Origin of the sequence: Pseudonocardia sp. Ae331_Ps2 (genome assembly GCF_001932405.1) — a bacterium.
Taxonomy (GTDB): Bacteria; Actinomycetota; Actinomycetes; order Mycobacteriales; family Pseudonocardiaceae; genus Pseudonocardia.
This window is the reverse complement of sequence record NZ_MCIM01000001.1, coordinates 4,711,953-4,733,685: the sequence shown is the minus strand read 5'-3', so window position 1 is coordinate 4,733,685 and position 21,733 is coordinate 4,711,953. Positions and strand designations below refer to the sequence as shown.

Below are 21,733 nucleotides of genomic sequence, written 5' to 3'. Positions count from 1 at the left end.
CCGGACGAAGGGAGTCCGCCATGTCAGGACGGGTCGCGAGGAAGGTCGCGCTGATCACCGGCGCGGCGCGCGGTCAGGGTCGGGCGCATGCCGTCCGGCTCGCGCAGGAGGGCGCGGACATCATCGCCGTGGACATCGCGGGTCCGCTGCCCAGCGTCGCCTACGACTCGCCGACGCCCGCGGACCTGGAGGAGACGGTCCGGGAGGTCGAGAAGCTGGACCGGCGCATCGTGTCGGCGCAGCTGGACGTGCGGGACCTGGACGGCCTGAAGTCCGTCGTCGACGGCGCGGTGACCGAGCTCGGACGGCTCGACGTCGTCATCGCGAACGCGGCGATCTGCGTGCCCAGGGCCTGGGACAAGGTCACCCCGACGATCTTCGACGACTCGATCAGCATCAACGTCCGCGGTGTCTGGAACACCGTGATGGCGGGTGCCCCGCACCTGGTCGAGGCCGGTGGCGGATCGATCATCATCATCAGCTCGGCGGCCGGGCTGAAGGTCCAGCCCTTCATGGTGCCCTACACCACCAGCAAGTTCGCCATCCGCGGTATGGCGAAGGCGTTCGCCGCCGAGTTGGCCGCGCACCACATCCGGGTGAACACGGTCCACCCCACCGGGGTCAACACGCCCATGGGCTCGGGCGGCATGTTGGAACAGCTCGGCGAGGCCATGCAGACCTACCCGCGCCTGGGCGGCATGTTCACCAACCTGCTGCCCGTCGAGCAGATCGAGCCGGAGGACGTCGCGGACGCCGTGCTCTTCCTGGCCTCCGACGAGTCCCGGTTCATCACGGCCCACGAGATCGCCCCCGACGCCGGTGTCACCGAGTACTGACGGCGAGGGCACGTCGGCACGCGAGCGGATCCTCGCCGCCGCGGAGACGCTGTTCGCCGAGCGCGGCTTCGACCGCACCTCGACGTCAGCGCTGGCCGCGGCGGCCGAGGTCCCGCAGGGCCTGATCTTCTACCACTTCCGCACGAAGGAGGAGCTCCTGCGGTCGTTGGTCGAGGAACGGACGGCGGGCGAGCTGCGGGATCTGCTGCCCGACGAACCCGCGGTGTCGCTGGCGGCGGCGGTCGAGCTCGCCTGGACCACGGTGCTCCGTGAGTTCGGCACACCGAACCCCCTGCAGCGCATCGTCCTGCGGGAGATGCTGAGTCGCCCCGACATGCGGCGCGCGGCGCATGCGGCCCAGACCGCGATCACCGAGCAGACGGCCCGCTACCTCACGCGCAGCGCGGGCCGTTCCGGGGAGACGCCACCTGTCTTCCGGACCGTGGCCCGGCTCCTCGTGGTCGCCGCGTCGTTGTGCGAGACGACCTCCGACCCGCCACCGCCGGAGCTGGAACCGGGAGCGGTCGCCACGGCGCTCACCCGCGGACTCCCCGAGCCCGACTGACACCCGCGCCGTCGGCGAACCGATGCTCGGCCCGACCCGCGAGCGGCCCTCACCCTGACGGGGTGCCTGCCGGCGGTCGGACGTGTGCCTGCCGGCGCCCGTTCCCGGCCGCGGTGAGGCGGTCGATCGCCGGACCCGCCCCGAGCCCGTGCAGCAGCACACTGCCGACCACGCACAGGACCATGCCGGTGATGATCGTGTAGGCCGGGTCGCCGTCGGGGAGGCCGTTGAACGCCAGCAGCCCGAACACGATGGTGGTGGTCCCGCGGGGACCGAGCAGACCGGCCAGCAAGCGCTCGCGGCCGCTGAGGTCCGTGCCGATGAGCGCGAGCAGGACCGGGACGATCCGCAGCACCGTCAGCCCCCGGTCCCCCGACCTCCGCCGATCGGCGGGTCGACGCCGTCGTGACGTCGCTCCCGACACCGCTTGGGGTGGTCCCGCCCGGCACCGGGGCGGGAGCAGCGGGGACGCACGACGAGCTTGCACCTGCCGTAACGGTATGTGATGTCCTCGGGGCAACACCGAGAGAAGGGGTTCGCTCTGCCATGCCTCACCTAGTGATGTCTCCCCGTCGGGTCACGATCGGTGGCGCGGCCACGTTCGCCGGTACCACCCCGCGCGCGATCCGCCACTACCACCAGATCGGTCTGCTGCCGGAGCCCGAAAGAGGCGCGGACGGCCGCCGCCGTTACGGCTACGACGACATGATCCGCCTGCTGTGGATCCGCAAGATGGCGGAGGCCGGGATCAGCCTGCACACCATGCGGTCCGCCTTCGACGGATCGCAGGACATCGAGGAGACCCTGGGGCGACTGGCGGACACGCTGGCCGAGGAGGAGGCCGACATCAAACGACAGCGCGCGGCGGTCCAACGCCTGAAGGCGGTGGGCAGCCCGCTGGGGCTGCTCTCCTCGCTCGTGACGGACCGACTCAGCCATCTGCCCACGGGGGCGCTGCGCTCGTCCGACCTGGACGCACTGCTGGTGACGGAACGGATGTTCGGCCCGTTGGGAGCCGCCGTTCAGGCCAGCAGGTTCATCGCGTTGGCCACCCACCCGGAGCTGCGGGCCGAGGAGGACCGTCTCGACGCCGCCGACGCCGACCTCGACGACAGCGTCGACCCCCACGACCCCCGTGTCGAGGAGCTCGCTGCCCAGCATTGTGCGCACCACGAAGCCCTGATGGAGGCCATCGAGGCGGACGGGCTGGACGCGGCCGAGAAGCGTCTGCTCGAGAGCCACGACGACGGTCCGACGGACGACGGGGACGCCCGGATGAGCGTCGTCGACGCAGTGAGCAAAATGCCCTACGACTTCTCCCCCGCCAGGAAGCGATGTATGGAGCTGACGACACGACTCCTTGCCCGGCAGCAGGACGCTCCGAACGGCTCTTGATCGGGTGGTGGGCCAGGGCATCGTCATCGTCCGGCCGAGCTGTGTCCGGACAGCCGGCTTCTACGTACCGTAGAGCGCATGCGGGTTCTGGTCCTTGCTCCGGGCTCGACAGGTGACGTAGCCCCGTACACCGGATTGGGGCAGCGTCTCCGAGAAGGCGGTCACCACGTTGCCATCGCTGCGAACGAGCGGTTCCGTTCGATGGTCACCGGCGCTGGTCTCGAGTTCCGCCTGCTCCGCGGCGACCCGGAGCCGGGGAACACCGGTGAGTGCGGAAGGCGCTGGCACGCCGGCGGCACCGGCCCGCTCGGCCAGGCACGGATGGTGCGCGTTCTGCAGAACTACGTCGACTCGGTCAGCGAGGACTTCATCCCGGCGGTCCGGACCGGCACCGACTTCGTGCTGCTCAACACCGTCGCACTGTTCACCGGCTACGACGTCTGCGAGGGCCTCGGCGTCCCCTCCGCCGGCGCCTTCCCCTCTCCTGTCCACCCGACCGGAGACCTACCGCCCGCCGCGCTCGGCCTGCCGAGCCTGGGACGCACCGTCAACCGGGCTCTGGACCGGGTCGCACTCGCCGCAGGCGCACAGTCGTTCGGCCGGACCTCCCGCAGACTGCGCTCTCGGCTCGGCCTTCCCCACGTGCGGCCCGCCTCGCTGTGGTCCCGACTGCAGGCTCAGGAATGGCCGGCGTTCGACGGCTTCAGCAGCGCCATCCTGCCGCGGTTCAGCGACTGGCCGCCGTCTGCACAGGTGACCGGGACGTGGTGGCCCGCCACACCTGACGGGTGGCGACCCGACCCGCGACTGCAGGACTTCATCGACGACGGCGATCCCCCGGTGTACGTCGGACTCGGGAGCCGCTCCCTTCCCGATCCCGACGCCGCGCTCTCGGTCGTCCGCGAAAGCCTGCGCCGCGCAGGACTGCGGGGCATCGTGCAGTCGGGATGGGCCGGCCTCGACGGCGGAGAGGCCGACGACCGCATCCTGACCATCGGCGAGGTTCCCCACGAGTGGCTGTTCCCGCACATGGCGGCCCTCGTGCACCACTGCGGCGCCGGCACCACAGCGGCAGGGCTGCGCGCAGGCGTCCCCACCGTGGGCCTACCCGTCCTGGCCGACCAGCCGTTCTGGGCATCCCGCCTGGTGGAGGTCGGGGTCTCGCCCGGCGCAGTGCCGCTGCGTCACCTCAGCACAGACCGTCTCGCCGATGCGCTGACAGCCGCGACACGGGACGGCCGGTACCGGCGTCGAGCCGAGGAGCTGCAGCGGATCGTGAGAGCAGAGGACGGTGCCGGCCGTGTAGCGGAAGCCTTGCCGTCATTGGTGTGACCGCCGCAAGGTCTGGCTCAACCGCCCTACGGGCATGACGCCGGCCCCGGGGGACAGGAGGGCCCCGGGGGCCGTCGCTACTTCTGCGGCGTGGAAACCGCTGCATCGTGGCTCACGACCGGCGGCTCGATGACCGTCAGACGATGAGGGCGAACAGCCCACCGCCGACGACCGCGCCCAGCACAGAACCGACGACGACCTGGGCGGCCGTGTGGTCGTTGATCCGTACCCGTGACCAGGCCACAGCAGCAACCACCAGCAGCGACAGCCACCAGACAGGGCCGTAGGTGACGACCAGCACGACGGCGGCGCCGCCACACACCGCCGCGTGCATGGACACCTTCCACCTGGTGGTGATGGCGCCGGCGACGAAGAGGATCACCACCATGATCACGTCGAGCGCGATCACGGGCCACGGAGCGGACAGCACGACCAAGAGACCGAGGCCGAGCAGACTGAGCACGATGAGCACGAGGAACGGGATCAGGCGGCCATCGCGGTTGCGCACGTGGTGGCCGTCCCAGCGCCCGGACCGCGCTCCCCAGACGATCACGACCATGGGAAGGATGCTGCTGGTCAGCGCGACGAGCAGTCCCCAGCTCAAGGTCGGCAGGACCTGCCGTGTGGCGGCCCAGGCGACGGCGAGCGGGAGCATGGTGACCACGACCGACGGAGCGAACACCTCGGTCAGTACACGGGCCAGCCGATGAGTGGGGGTCGGCCGTGAGGCCGCTCGTTCGGTGTCGGCGTCCATGACGGTTCGGAGGTTACCGGGGTCTGCTCCTGGGCCGTCGGGCCGCCGCATTCTGGTCGTTTCTCCCCTGGTACCCGACAACGGCTCGTCTGCCGAGACGCGTGATCTGCTACGAGCTCGTTGTATCGCGGCTTTCCGAATCCGACCCACGACCAGCGAGGACGAGAACGACTACCGCAGCGACCGCCACTACGGCCGCGCCGACGAGGCTCGCGGTGCTGTAGCCGTGGACGGTCGCGGTGTCTGCACTACTGCCCGGTGCCGCGGTGAGTGCCTCGGCCGCACCGGTCGCGGCGATGGTGCCGAGCAGAGCCAGTCCGATGGAGGACCCGACCTGTTGCGCGGTGCCGGCGACCGCGCCGGCGACGCCGGAGACAGGTCCTGCGCGATGGGTGGCGGCGCTGTTGGCGGCGGGCTGGACGCAGCCGGTGCCGAGCCCGAGGAGCACGAACACGGGGAGGACGTGGGACCAGTACGGCGCATCGGGGCGGAGGAGCGACAGCACGAGCAGCGCTGCGGTGAGCAGGGCGAGGCCGAGGGAGAGGAAGACGGCGGGAGGTACGGCCGCCAGCGCCGGCCGGACCAGGCGCACGGTGACGAGGATCGCGGCGGTGTACGGAAGGAACGACAGCCCGGTGAGGAGCGGACCGAATCCGGCGACCTGCTGCAGGTACACGCTGAGGAACAGGAACGCGGGCAGGATCGCGACGCCCCAGGCCAGCATCGCCGCGAACGCCGCGCTTCGGAGCCGTTCGGTGAACAACGACAGCGGTATGAGCGGGCTCCTCGTGCGCGCCTGCCAGACCACGAAACCCGCGAGCACGATGACACCTGCGGCGAGTAGCCCGATCGTCGAGGGCGAGCGCCAGCCAGCGGTCTCGGCGGTGGTGAGCCCGAGAGTGAGCGCTGTGAGCCCGGCGATGCTGAGCACGCCACCGACCACGTCGATGCGTCCTTCGCCTCGGGCGTCGGCAGTCAGCGAGAGAAGCAGACCGACACCGGCGACGACGGCGACGGGAACGTTGATGAGCAGCGCCCACCGCCACCCCCACGAATCGGTGAGGATGCCACCGAGGAGCACACCGATCCCTGAACCTGCGCCCATGATCGTCCCGAAGACGCCGAACGCCCTGACCCGGTCCTGTCCGTCGGGGAAGGTCAGCGACAGCAGAGCCAGCGCCGAGGGAGTGACGAGGGCACCGAACAGTCCCTGCACCGCGCGGGCGGCGATCAACATCTCACCCGAGAGCGCAAGGCCACCCACGATGGAGGCGAGGGTGAACCCCGCCAGTCCGATCAGCAGGGCGCGGCGCCTGCCGATCACGTCCGAGACGCGCCCGCCGAGGAGCAGCATCGAACCGAAGGCGAGCACGTAGACGGTGAGGACCCACTGACGCTGCACATCGGACAGTCCGAGGTCGGCCTGGGCCGAGGGCACAGCGATGTTCATGACCGTGCCGTCGACGACCATCATCAGCTGCGTGGCCGACATCCATCCCAGCGCCCACCAGCGTGCGGTCGGTGCGCTCCTCCTCGACATCGCCTGATCCTGCATCCACGTCGACCTTTCGTTGGCTGAACCAATGTTGGTTGAGCCAACAATACACACCGTTGGTGGCGCCAACAATCGTGATAGGTTGACGGCATGGCGGAGGTCTTCGAGGGTGGGAGCAGGTCGCAGCCGGACAGATTGCGCCAGACCCCGAGTTGGCTCATCACCCAGACCGCGACCCTGACCCACCGGCTTGTCGGCGCAGCCCTCACGGACATCGGCGCGACGCGCTACCAGTACGCGGTCCTCGCCGCCGTCGAGGAGTTCGGACCGATCAGCCAGGCAGAGATCGGGAGGCGGTGCCACATCGACCGCAGCGACGTCGTCGCCACCCTCAACGAGCTCGCCGGCCACGGCCACGTCGACCGCACGCAGGACCCGGCCGACAAACGGCAGAACCTCATCACCCTCACCCGCACGGGGCGAGCACGGCTACGGCAGATCACCCAGGCCGTCGACGCGGCGCAGACCTCGCTGCTCGGCGACCTGCCCGAGGAGCACCGCACCCAACTGGTGGGGACTCTCCAGCGCATCCTCGACCACCACGTGCGCCCATCCGAGTAGGCGCGGGCGGGTGCCGACGAGCGATAGACCGACCCACCCGGGTCCGTACCGGCGCGCCGCGGTTCAAGCGGTCGGGGCCCCGGCCGGAGGGACAGCACATGACTGGAGCCACCGCACCCACGCACGATGAACGGCAGTCAGGAGGACCCTGTCGGCTCGCGGTCGGTGGGAGCCGGGCCGAAGGCGCGAAGGAACGTGGTGACCGCGGCCCGCACGACGGCCGACGATCGGTCGTCGGCCGGGATCCGAGTGCCCTGGGCGAAGTCGAACTCGAGTGGGCCTGCGACCAGCGCAAGGAACTGCTCGGCGGCGACATCCGGGTCCTGAGCGCGTAGCTCACCGCGCAGCGTCCAGCGCGCAATCTTGTCACCCAGCGCACGCCTGATCGGCGCCTCAGTGGCAGCCGTGACGACATGGTGCAGCTCGGGGAACTGCGAACTTTCGGCACAGGCCAGCCGCCGCAACGCCCACAGCTCAGAGTCGCGCATCGCAGCAGAAAGATCCTCGCCGACACCGAGCAGCGTCGTCTCGACATCCCCGACGGAAGAATCCAGCCGCGCCCGTACGGCTGACACCGACGGCGCCCCGATCCGCTCCGCCGCCGCCTCGACCGACTCGCGGAACAGGGTGGCCTTGTCGTTCATGTGGTTGTAGACGGTCGGCTTCGCGACGCCGGCCTCGCTCGCGATCTCCTTCACGCACGCGCTGGCATACCCGAGTCGTGCGAACACGGAGAACGCCGAGACCAGGATCGCGTTCCGCTTGTCGATCCGGCCTGACATCGGCCGTGCAGTCCGGACGCCCGGTTCGTCTGTGGTCACGCCTCGACCATACCCAGCGAGCGACTCAACTATCCTGGCTGGACAGGTCTACTGTACTCGCAGGTTCAGATAAACCTACTCTGAGGTGCGCTGCAATGACTCGAACCGACACAGCCCTCGACCCGAAGCTCCGGATGCTGATCGTGGCTGTCCTGCTGGGCGGCATCATGGCCATCCTCGACAGCACGATGATCGCCGTCGCCGTGGAGACACTCGGTCGTGAGTTCCAGACGGGCCTGGCCACCGTCGGGTGGGTCTCGACCGGTTACCTCCTGGCCCTCGTCGTGACGATCCCGGTCACCGCATGGGCGGTGAGTCGATTCGGGGCCCCCCGGATGTGGTTCGTCGGGCTGGCCGTGTTCCTGCTGGCGTCGCTCGCCTGTGCGCTGGCCTGGAACTTCCCCAGCCTGCTGGTCTTCCGGATTCTGCAGGGTGTCGGTGCGGGCATCGTCGATCCACTGGTGCTGATCCTGCTGGCCCGGCGCTGCCGGACCCGCCCGCGCCGGGCGCGTCATGGGTCTGATGGGTGTCGTTCTGTCCCTCGGTCCGGTCCTCGGCCCGGTACTGGGCGGTCTGGTTCTGGACAGCGCCGGCTGGCGGGCCCTGTTCTTCATCAACATCCCGATCGGGGCCGTCGCCGCCGTGCTGTCGTGGCGACTGATCCAACGGGACGCCCCGGCCGACCTCGGCTCGGCCGGGCGCCTCGACCTCGTCGGCGTCCTCCTGTTGGTGCCGGGCCTGGCCGGGATGATGCTCGGCTTCACCCAGATCGGAGAGACCAACACGGTCGTGGCCTGGCAGGTCCTCGTTCCCCTCGTGCTCGGAGCGGCGCTGCTGGGTGGGTACGTCCTGCACGCGGTGCACGCCCGGCGGGTGATGCCGCTGATCGACCTGCGGATGTTCGCGACGACGGGGTTCTCTCCCAGCGTCGTCGTCCAGGGGCTGGTCGGGACCGGGACGTTCAGCGTTCTGTTCGCGCTGCCGCTGTACTACCAGCTCCTCCACGGATTCTCGCCCTCCACGGCAAGGCTGCTGGTCGCGCCGCTGGGCGCCGGGGCCGCGCTGGCCATGCCGATCGCCGGCCGGCTCAGCGATCGACTCGGCGCGAAGCGCCTGGTACAGGGTGGTGGCACGCTCGCGCTGCTGGCCACACTGGCGCTCACCCAGATCGGCGGAGGGCCGGGCATCGGTACCGCGATCGCTGCAGGAGTCGCCGCGTTCGCCGTGGGCGTGGGCCTCGGGTTCGTCGGGGCACCGACGATCGGATCGCTCTACCGGATCCTCCCGCCCCAGCAGGTCCCCCAGGGAAGCTCGGTGCTCTACACCCTCAACCAGCTGGGCGCCGGGATCGGGATCGCAACCGTCGCAGTACTCGTCTCGACGGCGGGGGCGAACGACCCACTCACCGGCCTGCACGCGCTGTACTGGTTCACCTTCGCCGCCATTGTGATCATCCTGATCTGCAGCCCACGGCTTCCTGGCCGGCCCATCCCGGCCGGTGAGGGGTCCACTTAGACCACTACAGGACCCCGCGGCGTGAGCGCGGACGTCCTCAGACCGTGCTCACTCATTCTCCCGGTTGCGCTTCCGAGTGGTGGGCGAGACAGGTGGCCAGGACTCGCAATGTGGTCAGAGCCTCGTGCTCCCACTCGGTCCGGCAGGCAGGCAGGCAGGCAGGCCCACACCTCACCCGGCGCCCGTCGGTCCGGCCACTCGCTCCCGTCGCACCATCACCGCCAGCACCACGCTCACGGCGATGCCGGCGACACAGGCCCCCAGCACGAACACGAACGACGCCGCCGAGTCGCCAGCCGGCCCCTCGAGCACTCCGAACACCGACGGCCCGACGAAGGAACCGGTCAGGCCGATCATGTTCACGAAGGCCAGGCCGACGGCCGCCATCAGTCCGGACATCCGGGACATCGCGACCGACCAGAACAACGGCAGCGTGCCGATCACGAAGAAGTTCGTCGCGTAGAGCATCACGATCTGCCACACCGGGTCCGTCACCGTCAGGTACGCGCCCAGCGTGACCGTCGCCAGCACCGCGCACAGCACGATCAGGCCGGTGTCGTCGTGCACGTGGCGTCGGTGCAGCCACGGGAAGAACAGCACCCCGGCGAGCGCGCCGATCCCGAGACCGCCGGTGATCAGGCCGATCTGCAATGGGCTGTCCACCCCGAGCGCCTGGATCAGCGACGGCACGTTGAACCCCACCGCGGAGCCGATGAGCTGGTTGAGGAAGTAGAGACCGGACAGCACCAGGATCACCGGGCGCCCGAAGGCGTACCCGAGGTTGCCGCGCAGCCGGGCCGGCGACGGCCGGTCACCGGAGCCCGCCCGGGCACTGAGCTCGTCCGCCTCGGCCCGGCTGAGCCAGCGGGCGTCCTGCGGGCGGCTGGGCAGGGCGAACCAGACGACGGCGCCGATCAGCACCGTCACCAGCCCCTCGACCAGGAACATCCACTGCCAGCCGTACAGGCCCGCGGCCCCGTCGAGCAGCATCAGCGCTCCCCCGACCGGTGAGCCGATGATGATCGCCAGGGCGGGGGCGGTGTAGATCAACCCGACCACCGTCACCCGGTGCTGCGGGGCGAACCACAGCGTGACCATGTACATCAGTGCCGGGTAGAGACCGGCCTCGGCGGCGCCCAGCAGGAACCGCAGGACGTAGAACGACAGCTCGCCCTGCACGAACATCATCGAGGCCGAGACGATCCCCCAGGTCACCGCGATCCGCGTGATCCAGGCCCGGGCACCGATCCGGTGCAGGACCATGTTGCTCGGGACCTCCAGCAGCGCGTAGCTGAGGAAGAAGATCCCGGCGCCGAGCCCGTAGGCCGCGGCACTGATCCCGACGTCGGCCTCGAGCTGGGTCTTGGCCAGTGCGACGTTCGTCCGGTTCACATAGGACATGAAGTACGCGAGGCCCATGATCGGCAGGAGCCGGTACATGGCCTTTCGGGTGGCGACGGTGTGCAGCGTTGCGAGGCCGGTCGACATGGCTGGATCCCCCTGACATTCAGTGTCACCGCGTCGGCGATGACGCGACACCGAGTGCCAGCATGGACGGCGGGCGTCGTCGTGGCAAGGAGTTCGTTTCCTGTGAACGGCCGACAGCGCGAGCGACACTCGGTGCCACGAACGAACCTCGACGTGTCACACTGGCTCGATGCTGCAGCAGGACGAGGCCGCACCCGTCGTCGAGCTGCCCCAGGGGGCCGTGCGGGGGGCGCGGCACCGCGACGGCGTCGTCTACCGGGCGTTGCCCTACGCCGCGTCGCCGACCGGCCCGCTCCGGTTCCGGCCGCCCGAGGCGCCGTCGTCGTGGACCGGCGTCCGGGACGCGACGCGTCCGGGACCGACCGCGCCGCAGGCGGGCGGTCAGGGCGGGATGGGCGAGCTGATCCCGAACCGGGTCGATCCCGGGGACGACCACCTCCACCTGGACGTGTGGGCGCCGGAGGGGGCGAGCGGCGCTCCGGTGGTGGTGTTCGTGCACGGCGGCGCCTTCGTGACCGGCTCCAACGCGGTCGGCGGGTACACCGGCGGGAGCTTCTCCCGCGACGGGATCATCTACGTCGGCATCAACTACCGCCTCGGCGCCGACGGGTTCCTCTGGTTCGGTGAGGGCACCCCCAACCTCGGACTGCTGGACCAGGTCGCCGCACTGCGCTGGGTCCGCGACCACATCGCGCTGTTCGGCGGTGATCCCGACAACGTCACGGTGATGGGCGAGTCCGCCGGGGCGATGAGCATCGGCGCACTGCTCGCGATGCCCGCCGCGCGCGGGCTGTTCGGGCGGGCGATCCTGCAGTCCGGGGCCGGGCACCACACGCTCGCCCCGGACAGCGCGCACCGGGTGGGCGTGCGGCTCGCCGCGTTGCTCGGTGTGCCCGCCACCCGGGAGGCGGTCGCCGAGGTCGAGCCGGCGCGGGTCGTCGCCGCCCAGAGCCGGCTCGCCGCCGAGGTCGTGCGACGGCCGTTCCGCCGCGGCTGGGCCGAGGTCGTCGCCAACGTGATGCCGTTCGAACCCGTCGTCGACGGCGAGGTGCTGCCCCGGCGCCCGATCGACGCCGCCCGTGCCGGGGCCACCGCCCCCGTGGACCTGCTGATCGGCCATAACCTGGAGGAGGCCCGGCTGTTCCTGAGCGGTGTCGCCGAGAACGGCCTGCTCACCCGGCTGGCGACCCGGCTGATCGCCCGTCGCTACGGGCTCGGTGCCGGACTGCGGGCCTACCCGCGCACCGGCAGCGACCTGGACCGGTTCTGCGCCGTGCTCACCGATGCGGTCTACCGGATCCCCGCGCTGCGCCTCGCCGAGGCGCACGGGCGCGCCCACCTCTACCGGTTCGGCTGGCGCTCACCGGCCCTGGCCGGACGCCTGGGTGCGGCGCACGCGGTGGAGCTCCCGTTCGTCTTCGACGCCCTCGAGCACCCCGACTGGCACGGCCTGCTCGGCGACGAGCGGCCGCGTGAGCTCGCCCGGCAGATGCATGCCGCCTGGGTCGCCTTCATCCGCACCGGTGATCCCGGCTGGCCCGCCTACGGGACGGAGCACCGACACGAGCGGGAGTTCGCCGGTGCCGACCGGGTCGTCACCGACGTCGAGCCCGCTCGCCGGACCGCCTGGGACGGACGGCGATGACCGCCGCCTCGCAGCCGGACCCGGTCGACACCACGACGCACATCGCGCGGACCGCACTCGGCCTGTTCCTGGAGCACGGCTACGAGCAGGTGACCGTGGACGCGATCGCCGCGGCGGCCGGGGTGTCCCGGCGGACCGTGTTCCGGCACTTCGAGAGCAAGGACGAGATCCCGTTCGCCGACCACGCCGAGCGCCGGGAGCGGGCGCGGGTGTTCCTCGCCGCACCGGGCCGGGGCGTCGATCCGGTCCGCGACGTCATCGAGGCGACCGAGTACACCCTCGCCGACTTCCTGTCCGATCCGGACCTGGTGCTGCACCGCTACCGGCTCACCCGGGTGGTCCCCCGCCTCGCTGAACGCGAGATCCTCGAGCACGAGCGGTACCTGGTGCACAGCCGCCGGCACCTGCGGCTGCACCTGCCCAGCAGCAGCCGGACGTTCGAGCCGATGGCGATCGCCGCGCTCATCGACGGCATGCACCGCTCGGCGCTCGGGGACTGGATCTGCAGCGGGGGCACCACCGACGCGATGGCGGACCTGCGCTCCGGCACCCGCTGGGCCCAGCGGGCACTGGCCGCGGCGACCGACGACGCCGTCAGCACCTCGCTGCTGGCGGTCGTGCCCAACACCCCGACCGCCCGGCGGCTGCTGCAGGAGTTGGTGACGCTGGACGCCCCGGACCGGCCGCACCCGGCGGCCGGGGGCCCCGGCGGCGGCTGAGCGCCGTCTCACATCGTCGGCTGACACATCGTGACCGCGACATACGTGCGGCTGCGATGTGCTGGCGACATGAGCGGCTTGCTCGTCGTCAACTCCTCGGAACACCCCTCGTCATCGTGCGGAGCCCGGGGCAGCAGCTATACGCAGTCTCTCCGCAGAAGGGTCATCCGGGGATGCACTCCTTGGAGGAACTATCGACCGACAGAGCCGTCGACCTGTTCGCGCAGAATGTCAGCGTGGCCTGCATGGCGGGCGGTCTCGGTGATCATGTGCTGCAGGACCCAGCGGGCTGTTGCGCTGAGCTCACCACCTGGTGGCGGCGCCAGCACACGGTCGAGGTCGTCCCAGCAGTCGAGAACCGTGTCGGCCTCGGTGATGGCATCCCGGTAGTCGGCGACCGTGGCGCTGATCGGACGCCCCGGAGGGGGCGTCGACGCCTCCGCCCAGTCGTCGACGGCCACGCCGCAGAACCAGAACCGTTCGGACGCCGCGAGGTGGGTGACGATCCAGGCGATACTCGTCCCGGAGGGAACCCCGGCACGCCCACCGGCACCGTCGGGGACATCCAACGCCTTCCGGATCACTCCGTCCCGCATGTACCCCAGGAACTCTCTCAGTGTCGCCAACTCACCAGCGCCACCGAGAGCCTCCGTCGCCGCCTGATCGCCGGTTTCGACGGCCCGGCTCCGGGCGTCGTCATCGGACTGGTCAGCCGCGGAGTCGCTCATCCGACGAGTCTGCCCCACCGCCTAGCCTCGCGTACGGGGCCGCCTAGTGTTCCGCCCCGTCCCCACCCAGCGCCCTCAGCACCGTGCGGATGAGAAGGTCGATCCTCGCCGGGGTCGGGTCCTCGTCCGGTCCGGAGCGCGGCGGGAGTCCGGGCGAGTCCGCGGACAACGCGTTCACCTCGTCGAGCAGCGCCAGGTAGACCCGCCGGCACCAGACGGGGTCGGCCGCGGTGACGGCGCCGGACTCGCGCAGCCGGACGAACAGCCGGTCGAGCCCGTCCAGCACCTCCGGGGTCAGGGCGGCGGTCAGCCGGATGGCGAAACGGTGGCTGAGCTTGAGTTCGAAGACGATCTCGGTCACCCTGCGCAACGCGAACAGCGGCGGCGCCGAGTCGACCCGCGCCTCGGCGAGCCCGCGCCGGTAGCGTTCGCTCAGCTGCTCGGCCAGGGCGTCCAGCAACGCGGCCCGCGAGGTGAAACGCCGGTGGACGGTGGCCCGGGAGAGCTGTGCGTGATCGGCGATGCGCTCCAGGGATGCGGTCTCGTCCGCGGCGAGCACGACCTCCGCGGCCTCCAGGATGCGGGCAGTGCTGCGTTCGGCGTCGCTCCGTGTTCGACGGACCGCCTTGGTACCGGTCACCGCACCACACCTCCGCTTCTGGACGTCCACTCCACCTGCAACACAAGGGTGCCACAGCCAGCGGAAATGCGACAATCGCTCCCCACTTCGGGGACGGGGTTGCCGCTACCCCGGCACTCCGAGCGTGGCGCGGACACACTCCAGCTGGCCGAGGGCCGCCAGCCGCAGGCTGCGCTCGCGGTCCGGCTCCCGGGTGGCGGCCTTGGCCCACGCGAGTGCGGCGCGTGGGGCGCGACGGCCGCCCCGCACAGCACGTAGCCGCTCCACCACCGCGACCGACGCGGGATTCCCGTAGCGCTCCACCACTACTGCGCGCACCGCACACCTCTCGATTCGTTCCGATACAGATCGGAACGTTACCCCGTGGCTCTCGACGCGGGGTCGGGATCCTGCCGGAACGTGGACCAGCGGACCCCCGGGAGCCCGCGCCGGGCGACGAGCCATTCGGCGACGACGAGGTTGACCAGCCACCCCAGCCACGGCGCGATCGTGTGCATGGCGTTGTCGAACAGCTGCGGGAACGAGGCCCCGGGATCGAACGGCAGCTGAAGGGCGATGAGCACCGGGAGTCCGGCGCGCAGCGTGACCGCGGCGTAGGTCAGGGCGAAGTTGCGGATCGCCCAGGCCTGGTGTTCGCGGAACCGGCGACGGCGGGCCGCGCGGTAGGCCAGCCACGCCGTCAGACCCCACATGACGTCCAGCAGGGCGTATCCGATGATCCCTCGGATGCCCAGGGAGTTCCAGAGCGACGTGGGCAGCCCCGTGAGGGCGGCCGCCCCGACCGCGAGCAGGTACACCCGGCCGACGACGCGGTGGACCCGTGGGTTGCGTCTGCGTAGAGCCGAGGAGAACTGGAGCGCTCCGATCCCGAGAGCGAGCGAGGCGGTGCCGACATGGACGAGGAACAGAACACGGATGGGCGTGGGCATCGCACCGAAGTGCGACGCGGCACTGACGTTGTCCGGCGTCCGCGCCGCGACGGCGGCAAGCCCTTCGACGTACTGGCCTCCGAAGAAGCCGGCCACGGCCAACGCGGTCAGGACGACGACGATCCACGACCAGCGGCGCCGTCGCGGACAGACGGGGACCGCATCGCCGGGTGTGCCGGCGGGAGCGGGGGCGGTAGCGACCATGACAGACCTCTCGAGTGACGATGAGCCCGATTCGACGGGACGGGGCTGAGGCGGCGACACGCGGCGGAGCGCGATGGGGTACGACGCCGGCGGGCCTGCCCGGCTCGCGGCGCCGGCCCGTCGACGGGCCGGCCTCACGCCGGTAGGGACGACCAGAACTCGTGGAGCACCCGGGCGGCACGGATCGGGTCCTGCAGCATCCACCAGTGCCCCAGCCCGTCGAGGACGGCTGTCTGTGCTCCGGCCCGGGTGGCCGCGCGGCGCCGTTGCTCGATGCTGCCGACCGCGTGGTCGTGGGTCGCGATCACGGCCAGACCGTGCGGTGCCGCGGCAGGGAGATTCCTGCCCCGGTGGGCGAGGGCGGGTTGGACCGCGGACCGGTAGAGCGACAGGATCGCCTCGCCCATCCGCTCGTCCTGCCCCGCCGCGACCTCACCGGCGATGGGTTCCGGGATTCCCAGCTCGACCAGCGCGGCGGCACGCGCGGCGACGGGCGCGCCGACGAGCTGGGCGATGGCCTCCTCGCCGTCCCCGGGTGTCTGCCAGATCTGCGCCTGGGGATGCCAGACGTAGTCCGGCTCGAACACGCCGAGGACGTCGGTGACCCAGCTGCGCAGCAGCTCCGGATGCTCCATCGCCACGTTGGTCGCGTGTCCACCGCCGAAGTCGTGGCCGACGAGGTCGACCGGGCCGTCGAAGCCGGCCAGCTGCCGGGCGAGCCAGCCGCGATAGCCGTCGACGGTGGCCTCGAACCCGTACGGGACCTCGGCACCGAAACCGGGGGGACTGAGCCGGACGACGTCGTCGTGGCCGAGCTCGGCCAGCTCGGCGAGCACGGGTGTCCAGATGGCGGACGTCTCGGGCACACCGTGCACGAACACCGTGGTCATGTCGGGCCGCCCTGCCCCACGGCCCCGGGCCGGGAGCGTCGCGTGACGATGGCTCTCACACGGCCTTCAGCGAGCCGGCGTCCACCGCCCAGTTGGCGCCGATGACGCTCGGCACGACGGGTGAGGCGAGCACGAGGACGACCCGGGCGATCTCGGCGGGCTCGATGAGGTCCGCAGTGAGCATCCCGTTCTGCTTCGGCATCCCTGCCAACAGGGTCTCGTGCTCGATCCCCAGCTCGGCGGCGACATGGGCCGCGTAGGTGCCGGCCCCGGTCACCAGCGGGGTGCGCGTGGCCGAGGGCGACACCACGTTCACCCGCACCCCGGACGCCGCGGCCTTCTCGGCCAGCCCCCGCGAGAACGCGTTGAGCGCAGCCTTCGCGACCCGGTAGGGCAGGGGCTCACCCCCGACCCGCCGCGCACTGTCGGAACTGATGTTGACCACCGAACCCGAGGTCCGCTCCAGGGCGGGGAGCGCGGCCCGGGTCACGCGCAGCGCCGCGTCGAAGTTCAGCGCGAAGGTCCGGGCCCAGTCCGCCTCGCTCCCGTCGAAGATGTCGGTGAACCCCTCGGGGGGCATCTCCCCACCACCGGCGTTGTTCACCACGACGTCCAGCCGGGGGTCCCGGTCGAGCACCGCGGCCACCATGCGTGCCGGGCCCGCCGCATCGGCGAGGTCCGCGGCGACGAAGTCGGCACCGGTCGCCTCGAGCTCGGGCGAGGTCCGACGCGCGGTCGCCGTCACCGACGCCCCCTCGGCGAGGAAGGCCCGCACGATCTCGAGGCCCATCCCCCTGCTCGCACCGGTGACCAGGACGCGCTTACCACTGAGCTGAAGATCCATGACCGTCTCTCTCCCCACTGCTGTCGCTGACGGGCTTAACTACAACAACACTGTCGCAGTTCTGTCAATAGCTACGACATGTGTGTACCGTCCACGGGGTCACGGGGTGCCGCGCCGCGGAGGTCGTCGCGCACGGCCTCCACGACCCTGCCCACCACCCGCGCTCGTCGCGCGATCACACGAGGGGGAACGATGGCCGGCGCCGTCGTCACACCGAGCCGGGTCCGGCTCGCATTCGTCCTGGGAGCGCTGATCGCCCTGGGGCCGCTCACCATCGACACCTACCTGCCGGCGCTCCCGGCGGTCGGCCGGGACCTGGCCGCGCCCGGTGCCACGGTCCAGCTCACGCTGACCGGCACCCTGGCCGGACTCGCGCTGGGGCAGCTCCTGATCGGCCCGCTGTCCGACGCGTACGGCCGCCGCCCGCTGCTCCTCGCCGGGGTGGCACTGCACGTGGTCGCGTCCGCGCTGGTCACCGTCGCGCCCACGATCGAGGTGCTCGCCGTCCTGCGCGTCCTGCAGGGCGCGGGAGCGTCGGCCGGGACGGCGGTCGGGCTCGCGATCGTGCGCGATCTATTCACCGGACGCGCGGCGGTCGGCATGGTCTCGCGGCTGATGCTCGTCATGGGCGCGGCGCCGGTGCTCGCACCGACCCTCGGCGCCGGGCTGCTCACCTGGGTGTCGTGGCGCGGGGTCTTCCTGTTCCTCGCGGCGTACGGCCTGGTCATGCTGGCGGTGGTCACCTACGGCCTCCCCGAGACGCTGCCACCGTCCCGCCGACGCTCCGCGCGGCTGGGCCCGACCCTGCGCGCCTACGGCACGCTCCTGCGTGACCGGACGTTCGTCGGCCTGGTCCTCGTCGCCGGCTTCACGATGGGCGCGCTCTTCAGCTACATCTCCGGCGGCCCCTACGTCTTCCAGGAGCAGTTCGGCATCGACCAGACGACGTTCGGGCTCCTGTTCGGCGCCGGAGGGGTCTGGCTCGTCGTCGGTAGCCAGCTGAACCCGGTGCTCCTGCGCCGTCTCGATCCCCGGCAGGTGCTGAGCGGTGGCATCGCGGCGGCCGCGGGCGCCGGGCTCGTCCTGCTAGTCGTGACCATCACCGGCATCGGCGGCCTGCCCGCGATCCTGGCCGGGGTGTGGACGATGCTGCTCGCCGGCGGGTTCGCGATGCCCAACGCCCCGGCGCTGGCACTGGCCCGACACGGCGACAGCGCCGGGACCGCGGCGGCCCTGCTCGGAGCCCTGCAGTTCGGCCTGGGCGCGGCCACCTCGCCGGTGGTCGGCCTGCTCGGCAACGACGCGACGGCGATGGGCACGGCGATGTTCGCGTCGGTCGCGCTGGCGGGGCTGGCGCTGGTCCTGGTGGTGCGGCCGTGGACACTGCCGGATCTCCGCGAACGGTCCACCACCCGGACCACCACCGGTGCGGGCTCGAGGTGACGCACCGGAAGGCACGCCCGCCCGTGCGTCGACGACGAGTGGTCGTGGCCGGACTGGGCGACACCGGGATCCAGGTCATCGCCGCGCTCGCTCGACATCGCCGTCTCCTCGACGTCGTCGGAATCAGTCCGAAGCCCGGGTACCTCAGCGGGCGGCACCTCGGGGTCAGGCTCGCCCGTCCGACGCGGTGGGAGGAGAACCACCGCATCGCCTTCCACCGGTTCCGCCGGCTCGACGACGTCCGCACGGTCCACGGTCGACTGGTGGCGCTCGACACCCGGGCCCGGGAGGTCGAGGTGCGCCACGCCGACGGCAGCACCGCCCGTCACGGGTACGACATCCTCGTCGTCTGCACCGGTGTACGCGACGGCCTCGGCCGGACGCCGTCGATACAGGACGATGCCGAGATCGACCTCGCCTTCGACCGCGCCCGCGCTGCCGTCATCGCGGCCCCCTCACTGGCCGTCGTCGGCGGCGGACCGACCGCGCTGGAAAGCGCCGCCCAGATCGCGCAGGCGTGTCCCGGGAAGCGAGTGGACCTGTACTTCCCGGGCGAGCGGCCCCTCGTTCACCACCACGAGCGGGTCTGGGACGAGTGCCGACGAGAATTGCGACGCCTCGGCGTCGGCCTGCATCCCGGGCATCGCGCCGAGTTCACCCCCGGACAGACCGACCGCATCACCGCGGGCCCGCTCCGCTTCCGCACCGGACAGGCAGCGGTACCGGCCGACCTGGTCCTGTACGCGGTCGGCGGAGCCCGGCCCAACACCGAGTGGCTGCCGTCGTCGATGCTGGACGACGCCGGATTCGTGCGCGTCGACCCGGAGCTCCGGACACCCGGTCACGACGGGATCTGGGCCGTGGGGGACGTCGCCGCCACCGATCCTCTGCGCACCACGGCGCGGAACAGAGGAGCACAGCTCCTGGTGCACAACGTCCTCGCCACCGTGCGCGGGCGGAGGACACGGCGGTACACCCCTCGGACGCGGCGGTGGGGAACCGTCCTGCACGAGATCGGGACCGTGATGACCGTCTTCACCACCACCGGGCGCGCACTCCACCACACCCGGGCTTCGCAGGTGTTCCAGGAACGGTTCCTCCTGCGGCGTGTGGTCTACGGGGGTGTCCGTCCACCGCATCCGGGCGACTCGGCGAGCTCGTGAGCGGACTTCGGCGGCGGATCACCCGCCCGGGGCGTCGCGGGTCAGCCCCGGTCGTCGGTGACGGCGAACGGGTCCCAGGTGGGGTCCTGCCGGACCTCGAGCTCGATCTCCCAGGCGACCCGCTCGGCCTCGGCCGGCCCGAGGAGCTCGCCGATCAGGGCTGCCGTCATGTCCATCCCGGCGGCCACCCCCGAGGAGGTCCAGCGCGCACCGTCCTGCACCCAGCGCGCCCGCGGCATCCACTCGACCTCGCCGCGCAGCGACGACACCCAGGCGAAGGCACGCTTGTTCGACGTGGCCCGGTATCCGTCGAGCAGTCCGGCCGCGGCGAGCAGCGCCGACCCCGTGCACACCGACGTCACGAGGTCTGCACCGGCGCTCCAGGTCCGGAGCCACCGCAGGAAGTGCTGGTCCTCGACCAGGCTCCGGGTCCCGGGGCCACCGGGGACGAGGACGATGCTCGGCGTCGGCGCGTGCTCGTAGCCGTGGCCGGCCACCATCTGCGAGCCCTGTCCGCTGGACACCGGGCCCGCCTCCGGGCCGAGCAGCAGGATCTCGAACTCGTCGGGGCGTCTGCTCAGCAACTCCAACGGCCCGACCACGTCGAGCAACTCGAAGCCGTCGAACAACACGATGCCCACGGTCCGCTGCGCCATCGTTCCACCGTTCTCCTGTCGTCGGACGAGGTGCTGCTCATCGTGCCCCGGAACACCGGACCACGGCGCGGCCCGGTACCGACCGAACCGCCGGCAGGAGCGGCGACGCGACACCCTGCACCCGACTCCCCGACTTCCCGGAGAATGATCGACATGAAGTACACCGTCCTGGTCCCGGGCTTCTGGCACAGCACCTGGAGCTGGAATCTCGTCATCCCGGAACTCGCCCGGCTCGGTGTACCCGCCGTGGCCGTGGACCTCCAGGGCCAGGGCCTCGAGGCGGCGTCTCCCACCGCCCGGTGGACGCGCCCGTTCGACGCATCGGCCTTCGCCGCCGAGAGGTCCGGTGTCGCGGACGTGACCGCGACGAGCGCCGCCGAGAAGCTCGTCGCACAGCTGCAGAGGATCGGCTCCGGCGAGCCGAGCGTCGTCGTCGCACACAGCATGGGCGGTGTCGTCGCCACCCTGGCCGCGGAGATGGCACCGTCCCTGGTGTCGCACCTGGTCTACGTCGCGGCGTTCGCCCCCGTCACCGGCCGACCGGCGGGCGCCGACGTGGCGAGCGAGCTCAACGCGGGTGAGCTCGGCACGTCCCTGCTGCAGGCGGATCCGTTCGCGATCGGTGCCTCGCGCATCGACACCGGCGACCCGAGCTCTCGCGAGGCCCTCCGTGCCGCGCTCTACGCCGACGTCCCGCACGAGGCCGCGCAGGCGGTGATCAGCCTCCTCGGCACCGATGCGCCGGTCGGGATCGCCGCCGAGCCGATCTCGGTCACCCGTGAGCGGTTCGGCTCCGTACCGCACACGTACCTCGTCTGCACGGACGACCGCCTGGTACGGCCCGCGCTCCAACGGAAGATCATCTCCGACATCGACGGCGTCTCCGTGTCGGCCACGCGCACCGTGGAACTGTCCTCCTCGCACTCCCCGTTCCTGTCCCAGCCGCGGCAGGTGGCGGAGGTGGTCGCCGCGGCCTGGCGGTGAGTGGGCGTCTCCGGTGCGGCACCGCGGCCGCGGATCGGAGCTGGATCGAGCAGGGGTGCGAGAAGG

The 21,733-nt window shown here is 71.3% G+C and carries 23 protein-coding genes and 1 pseudogene; 12 read left to right on the top strand and 12 right to left on the bottom strand.

What is annotated here, in order from left to right; genetic code table 11:
- Positions 1 to 20: 20 nt before the first annotated feature.
- Entirely contained in the window at positions 21 to 836 is an 816-nt protein-coding gene (locus Ae331Ps2_RS22350) for a mycofactocin-coupled SDR family oxidoreductase (protein ID WP_075306677.1), read from the top strand.
- Positions 820 to 1,401 (top strand): TetR/AcrR family transcriptional regulator, encoded by a 582-nt coding sequence (locus tag Ae331Ps2_RS22345; protein WP_075306678.1) that lies wholly within the window; start codon positions 820 to 822, stop codon positions 1,399 to 1,401. Before Ae331Ps2_RS22350 ends, Ae331Ps2_RS22345 begins: the two co-directional genes overlap by 17 nt.
- A gap of 49 nt (positions 1,402 to 1,450) precedes the next feature.
- Here Ae331Ps2_RS22345 and Ae331Ps2_RS22340 read toward each other — a convergent pair whose 3' ends face one another.
- Complete coding sequence (locus Ae331Ps2_RS22340; RefSeq protein ID WP_175581803.1) at positions 1,451 to 1,756, bottom strand: hypothetical protein; 306 nt, start codon at positions 1,754 to 1,756, stop codon at positions 1,451 to 1,453.
- Positions 1,757 to 1,947: 191 nt separating this feature from the next.
- On the opposite strand from Ae331Ps2_RS22340, the gene Ae331Ps2_RS22335 reads away from it, so the two are divergent.
- Both Ae331Ps2_RS22335 and Ae331Ps2_RS22330 read left to right on the top strand, forming a co-directional pair.
- Positions 1,948 to 2,796 (top strand): MerR family transcriptional regulator, encoded by an 849-nt coding sequence (locus Ae331Ps2_RS22335; RefSeq protein WP_075306679.1) that lies wholly within the window; start codon positions 1,948 to 1,950, stop codon positions 2,794 to 2,796.
- Positions 2,797 to 2,874: 78 nt separating this feature from the next.
- On the top strand, positions 2,875 to 4,128 hold the full coding sequence (locus tag Ae331Ps2_RS22330; protein WP_075306680.1) for a glycosyltransferase: 1,254 nt from the start codon (positions 2,875 to 2,877) through the stop codon (positions 4,126 to 4,128).
- Between the two features lie 136 nt (positions 4,129 to 4,264).
- On the opposite strand, the gene Ae331Ps2_RS22325 is transcribed toward Ae331Ps2_RS22330, so the two are convergent.
- Together Ae331Ps2_RS22325 and Ae331Ps2_RS22320 are read right to left on the bottom strand one after the other, a co-directional pair.
- The gene (locus Ae331Ps2_RS22325; protein WP_075306681.1) at positions 4,265 to 4,882 is read right to left on the bottom strand and encodes a hypothetical protein; all 618 of its coding nucleotides are present in this window, start codon (positions 4,880 to 4,882) and stop codon (positions 4,265 to 4,267) included.
- A gap of 109 nt (positions 4,883 to 4,991) precedes the next feature.
- Positions 4,992 to 6,437: an MFS transporter gene (locus tag Ae331Ps2_RS22320; protein WP_075306682.1), complete on the bottom strand. Its 1,446-nt coding sequence runs from the start codon at positions 6,435 to 6,437 to the stop codon at positions 4,992 to 4,994.
- 90 nt (positions 6,438 to 6,527) lie between these two features.
- Here Ae331Ps2_RS22320 and Ae331Ps2_RS22315 point away from each other — a divergent pair, with 90 nt between their 5' ends.
- Complete coding sequence (locus tag Ae331Ps2_RS22315; protein WP_020626152.1) at positions 6,528 to 6,998, top strand: MarR family winged helix-turn-helix transcriptional regulator; 471 nt, start codon at positions 6,528 to 6,530, stop codon at positions 6,996 to 6,998.
- A gap of 137 nt (positions 6,999 to 7,135) precedes the next feature.
- Here Ae331Ps2_RS22315 and Ae331Ps2_RS22310 read toward each other — a convergent pair whose 3' ends face one another.
- Complete coding sequence (locus Ae331Ps2_RS22310) at positions 7,136 to 7,819, bottom strand: TetR/AcrR family transcriptional regulator (protein ID WP_249265570.1); 684 nt, start codon at positions 7,817 to 7,819, stop codon at positions 7,136 to 7,138.
- A gap of 95 nt (positions 7,820 to 7,914) precedes the next feature.
- Here Ae331Ps2_RS22310 and Ae331Ps2_RS34360 point away from each other — a divergent pair.
- Together Ae331Ps2_RS34360 and Ae331Ps2_RS22305 are read left to right on the top strand one after the other, a co-directional pair.
- Positions 7,915 to 8,250: pseudogene (locus Ae331Ps2_RS34360) on the top strand (MFS transporter); the annotation flags it as partial.
- 91 nt (positions 8,251 to 8,341) lie between these two features.
- Positions 8,342 to 9,334: an MFS transporter gene (locus tag Ae331Ps2_RS22305; protein WP_217695646.1), complete on the top strand. Its 993-nt coding sequence runs from the start codon at positions 8,342 to 8,344 to the stop codon at positions 9,332 to 9,334.
- Between the two features lie 171 nt (positions 9,335 to 9,505).
- On the opposite strand, the gene Ae331Ps2_RS22300 is transcribed toward Ae331Ps2_RS22305, so the two are convergent.
- Positions 9,506 to 10,822 carry an MFS transporter gene (locus tag Ae331Ps2_RS22300; protein WP_075306683.1) on the bottom strand — a complete coding sequence of 439 codons (1,317 nt, stop codon included), beginning with the start codon at positions 10,820 to 10,822 and terminating at the stop codon, positions 9,506 to 9,508.
- Positions 10,823 to 10,991: 169 nt separating this feature from the next.
- Here Ae331Ps2_RS22300 and Ae331Ps2_RS22295 point away from each other — a divergent pair, with 169 nt between their 5' ends.
- Both Ae331Ps2_RS22295 and Ae331Ps2_RS32695 read left to right on the top strand, forming a co-directional pair.
- Positions 10,992 to 12,467, top strand: coding sequence for a carboxylesterase/lipase family protein (locus Ae331Ps2_RS22295; RefSeq protein WP_075306684.1), 1,476 nt, complete (start codon positions 10,992 to 10,994; stop codon positions 12,465 to 12,467).
- Positions 12,464 to 13,186: a TetR/AcrR family transcriptional regulator gene (locus tag Ae331Ps2_RS32695; protein WP_075306685.1), complete on the top strand. Its 723-nt coding sequence runs from the start codon at positions 12,464 to 12,466 to the stop codon at positions 13,184 to 13,186. The genes Ae331Ps2_RS22295 and Ae331Ps2_RS32695 overlap by 4 nt, the downstream gene beginning before the upstream one ends.
- 191 nt (positions 13,187 to 13,377) lie before the next feature.
- Here the strand turns inward: Ae331Ps2_RS32695 and Ae331Ps2_RS22285 are convergent, their stop codons facing one another.
- The 6 genes from Ae331Ps2_RS22285 to Ae331Ps2_RS22260 all read right to left on the bottom strand — a co-directional run bounded on the left by Ae331Ps2_RS22285 (position 13,378) and on the right by Ae331Ps2_RS22260 (position 17,421).
- A complete protein-coding gene (locus Ae331Ps2_RS22285) occupies positions 13,378 to 13,914 on the bottom strand; it encodes a DinB family protein (protein WP_083695863.1) in 537 nt (178 codons plus the stop codon).
- Between the two features lie 43 nt (positions 13,915 to 13,957).
- Positions 13,958 to 14,554 (bottom strand): TetR/AcrR family transcriptional regulator, encoded by a 597-nt coding sequence (locus Ae331Ps2_RS22280; protein WP_075306686.1) that lies wholly within the window; start codon positions 14,552 to 14,554, stop codon positions 13,958 to 13,960.
- Between the two features lie 105 nt (positions 14,555 to 14,659).
- The gene (locus Ae331Ps2_RS22275; RefSeq protein WP_139318737.1) at positions 14,660 to 14,872 is read right to left on the bottom strand and encodes a hypothetical protein; all 213 of its coding nucleotides are present in this window, start codon (positions 14,870 to 14,872) and stop codon (positions 14,660 to 14,662) included.
- Positions 14,873 to 14,910: 38 nt separating this feature from the next.
- Positions 14,911 to 15,687, bottom strand: coding sequence for a DUF2306 domain-containing protein (locus tag Ae331Ps2_RS22270; protein ID WP_075306688.1), 777 nt, complete (start codon positions 15,685 to 15,687; stop codon positions 14,911 to 14,913).
- Positions 15,688 to 15,821: 134 nt separating this feature from the next.
- Positions 15,822 to 16,577 carry an alpha/beta fold hydrolase gene (locus tag Ae331Ps2_RS22265; RefSeq protein WP_075306689.1) on the bottom strand — a complete coding sequence of 252 codons (756 nt, stop codon included), beginning with the start codon at positions 16,575 to 16,577 and terminating at the stop codon, positions 15,822 to 15,824.
- Positions 16,578 to 16,632: 55 nt separating this feature from the next.
- A complete protein-coding gene (locus Ae331Ps2_RS22260; protein WP_075306690.1) occupies positions 16,633 to 17,421 on the bottom strand; it encodes an SDR family NAD(P)-dependent oxidoreductase in 789 nt (262 codons plus the stop codon).
- A 192-nt stretch (positions 17,422 to 17,613) separates the two neighbouring features.
- Here Ae331Ps2_RS22260 and Ae331Ps2_RS22255 point away from each other — a divergent pair, with 192 nt between their 5' ends.
- A complete protein-coding gene (locus Ae331Ps2_RS22255; RefSeq protein ID WP_075306691.1) occupies positions 17,614 to 18,864 on the top strand; it encodes a multidrug effflux MFS transporter in 1,251 nt (416 codons plus the stop codon).
- A gap of 44 nt (positions 18,865 to 18,908) precedes the next feature.
- Positions 18,909 to 20,027, top strand: coding sequence for an FAD-dependent oxidoreductase (locus Ae331Ps2_RS22250; protein ID WP_198932164.1), 1,119 nt, complete (start codon positions 18,909 to 18,911; stop codon positions 20,025 to 20,027).
- Between the two features lie 41 nt (positions 20,028 to 20,068).
- On the opposite strand, the gene Ae331Ps2_RS22245 is transcribed toward Ae331Ps2_RS22250, so the two are convergent.
- Positions 20,069 to 20,683, bottom strand: a complete 615-nt coding sequence (locus tag Ae331Ps2_RS22245; protein WP_020626138.1) for a DJ-1/PfpI family protein — start codon at positions 20,681 to 20,683, stop codon at positions 20,069 to 20,071.
- Between the two features lie 153 nt (positions 20,684 to 20,836).
- Here Ae331Ps2_RS22245 and Ae331Ps2_RS22240 point away from each other — a divergent pair, with 153 nt between their 5' ends.
- Positions 20,837 to 21,667, top strand: a complete 831-nt coding sequence (locus tag Ae331Ps2_RS22240; protein ID WP_075311880.1) for an alpha/beta fold hydrolase — start codon at positions 20,837 to 20,839, stop codon at positions 21,665 to 21,667.
- Positions 21,668 to 21,733: the final 66 nt, after the last annotated feature.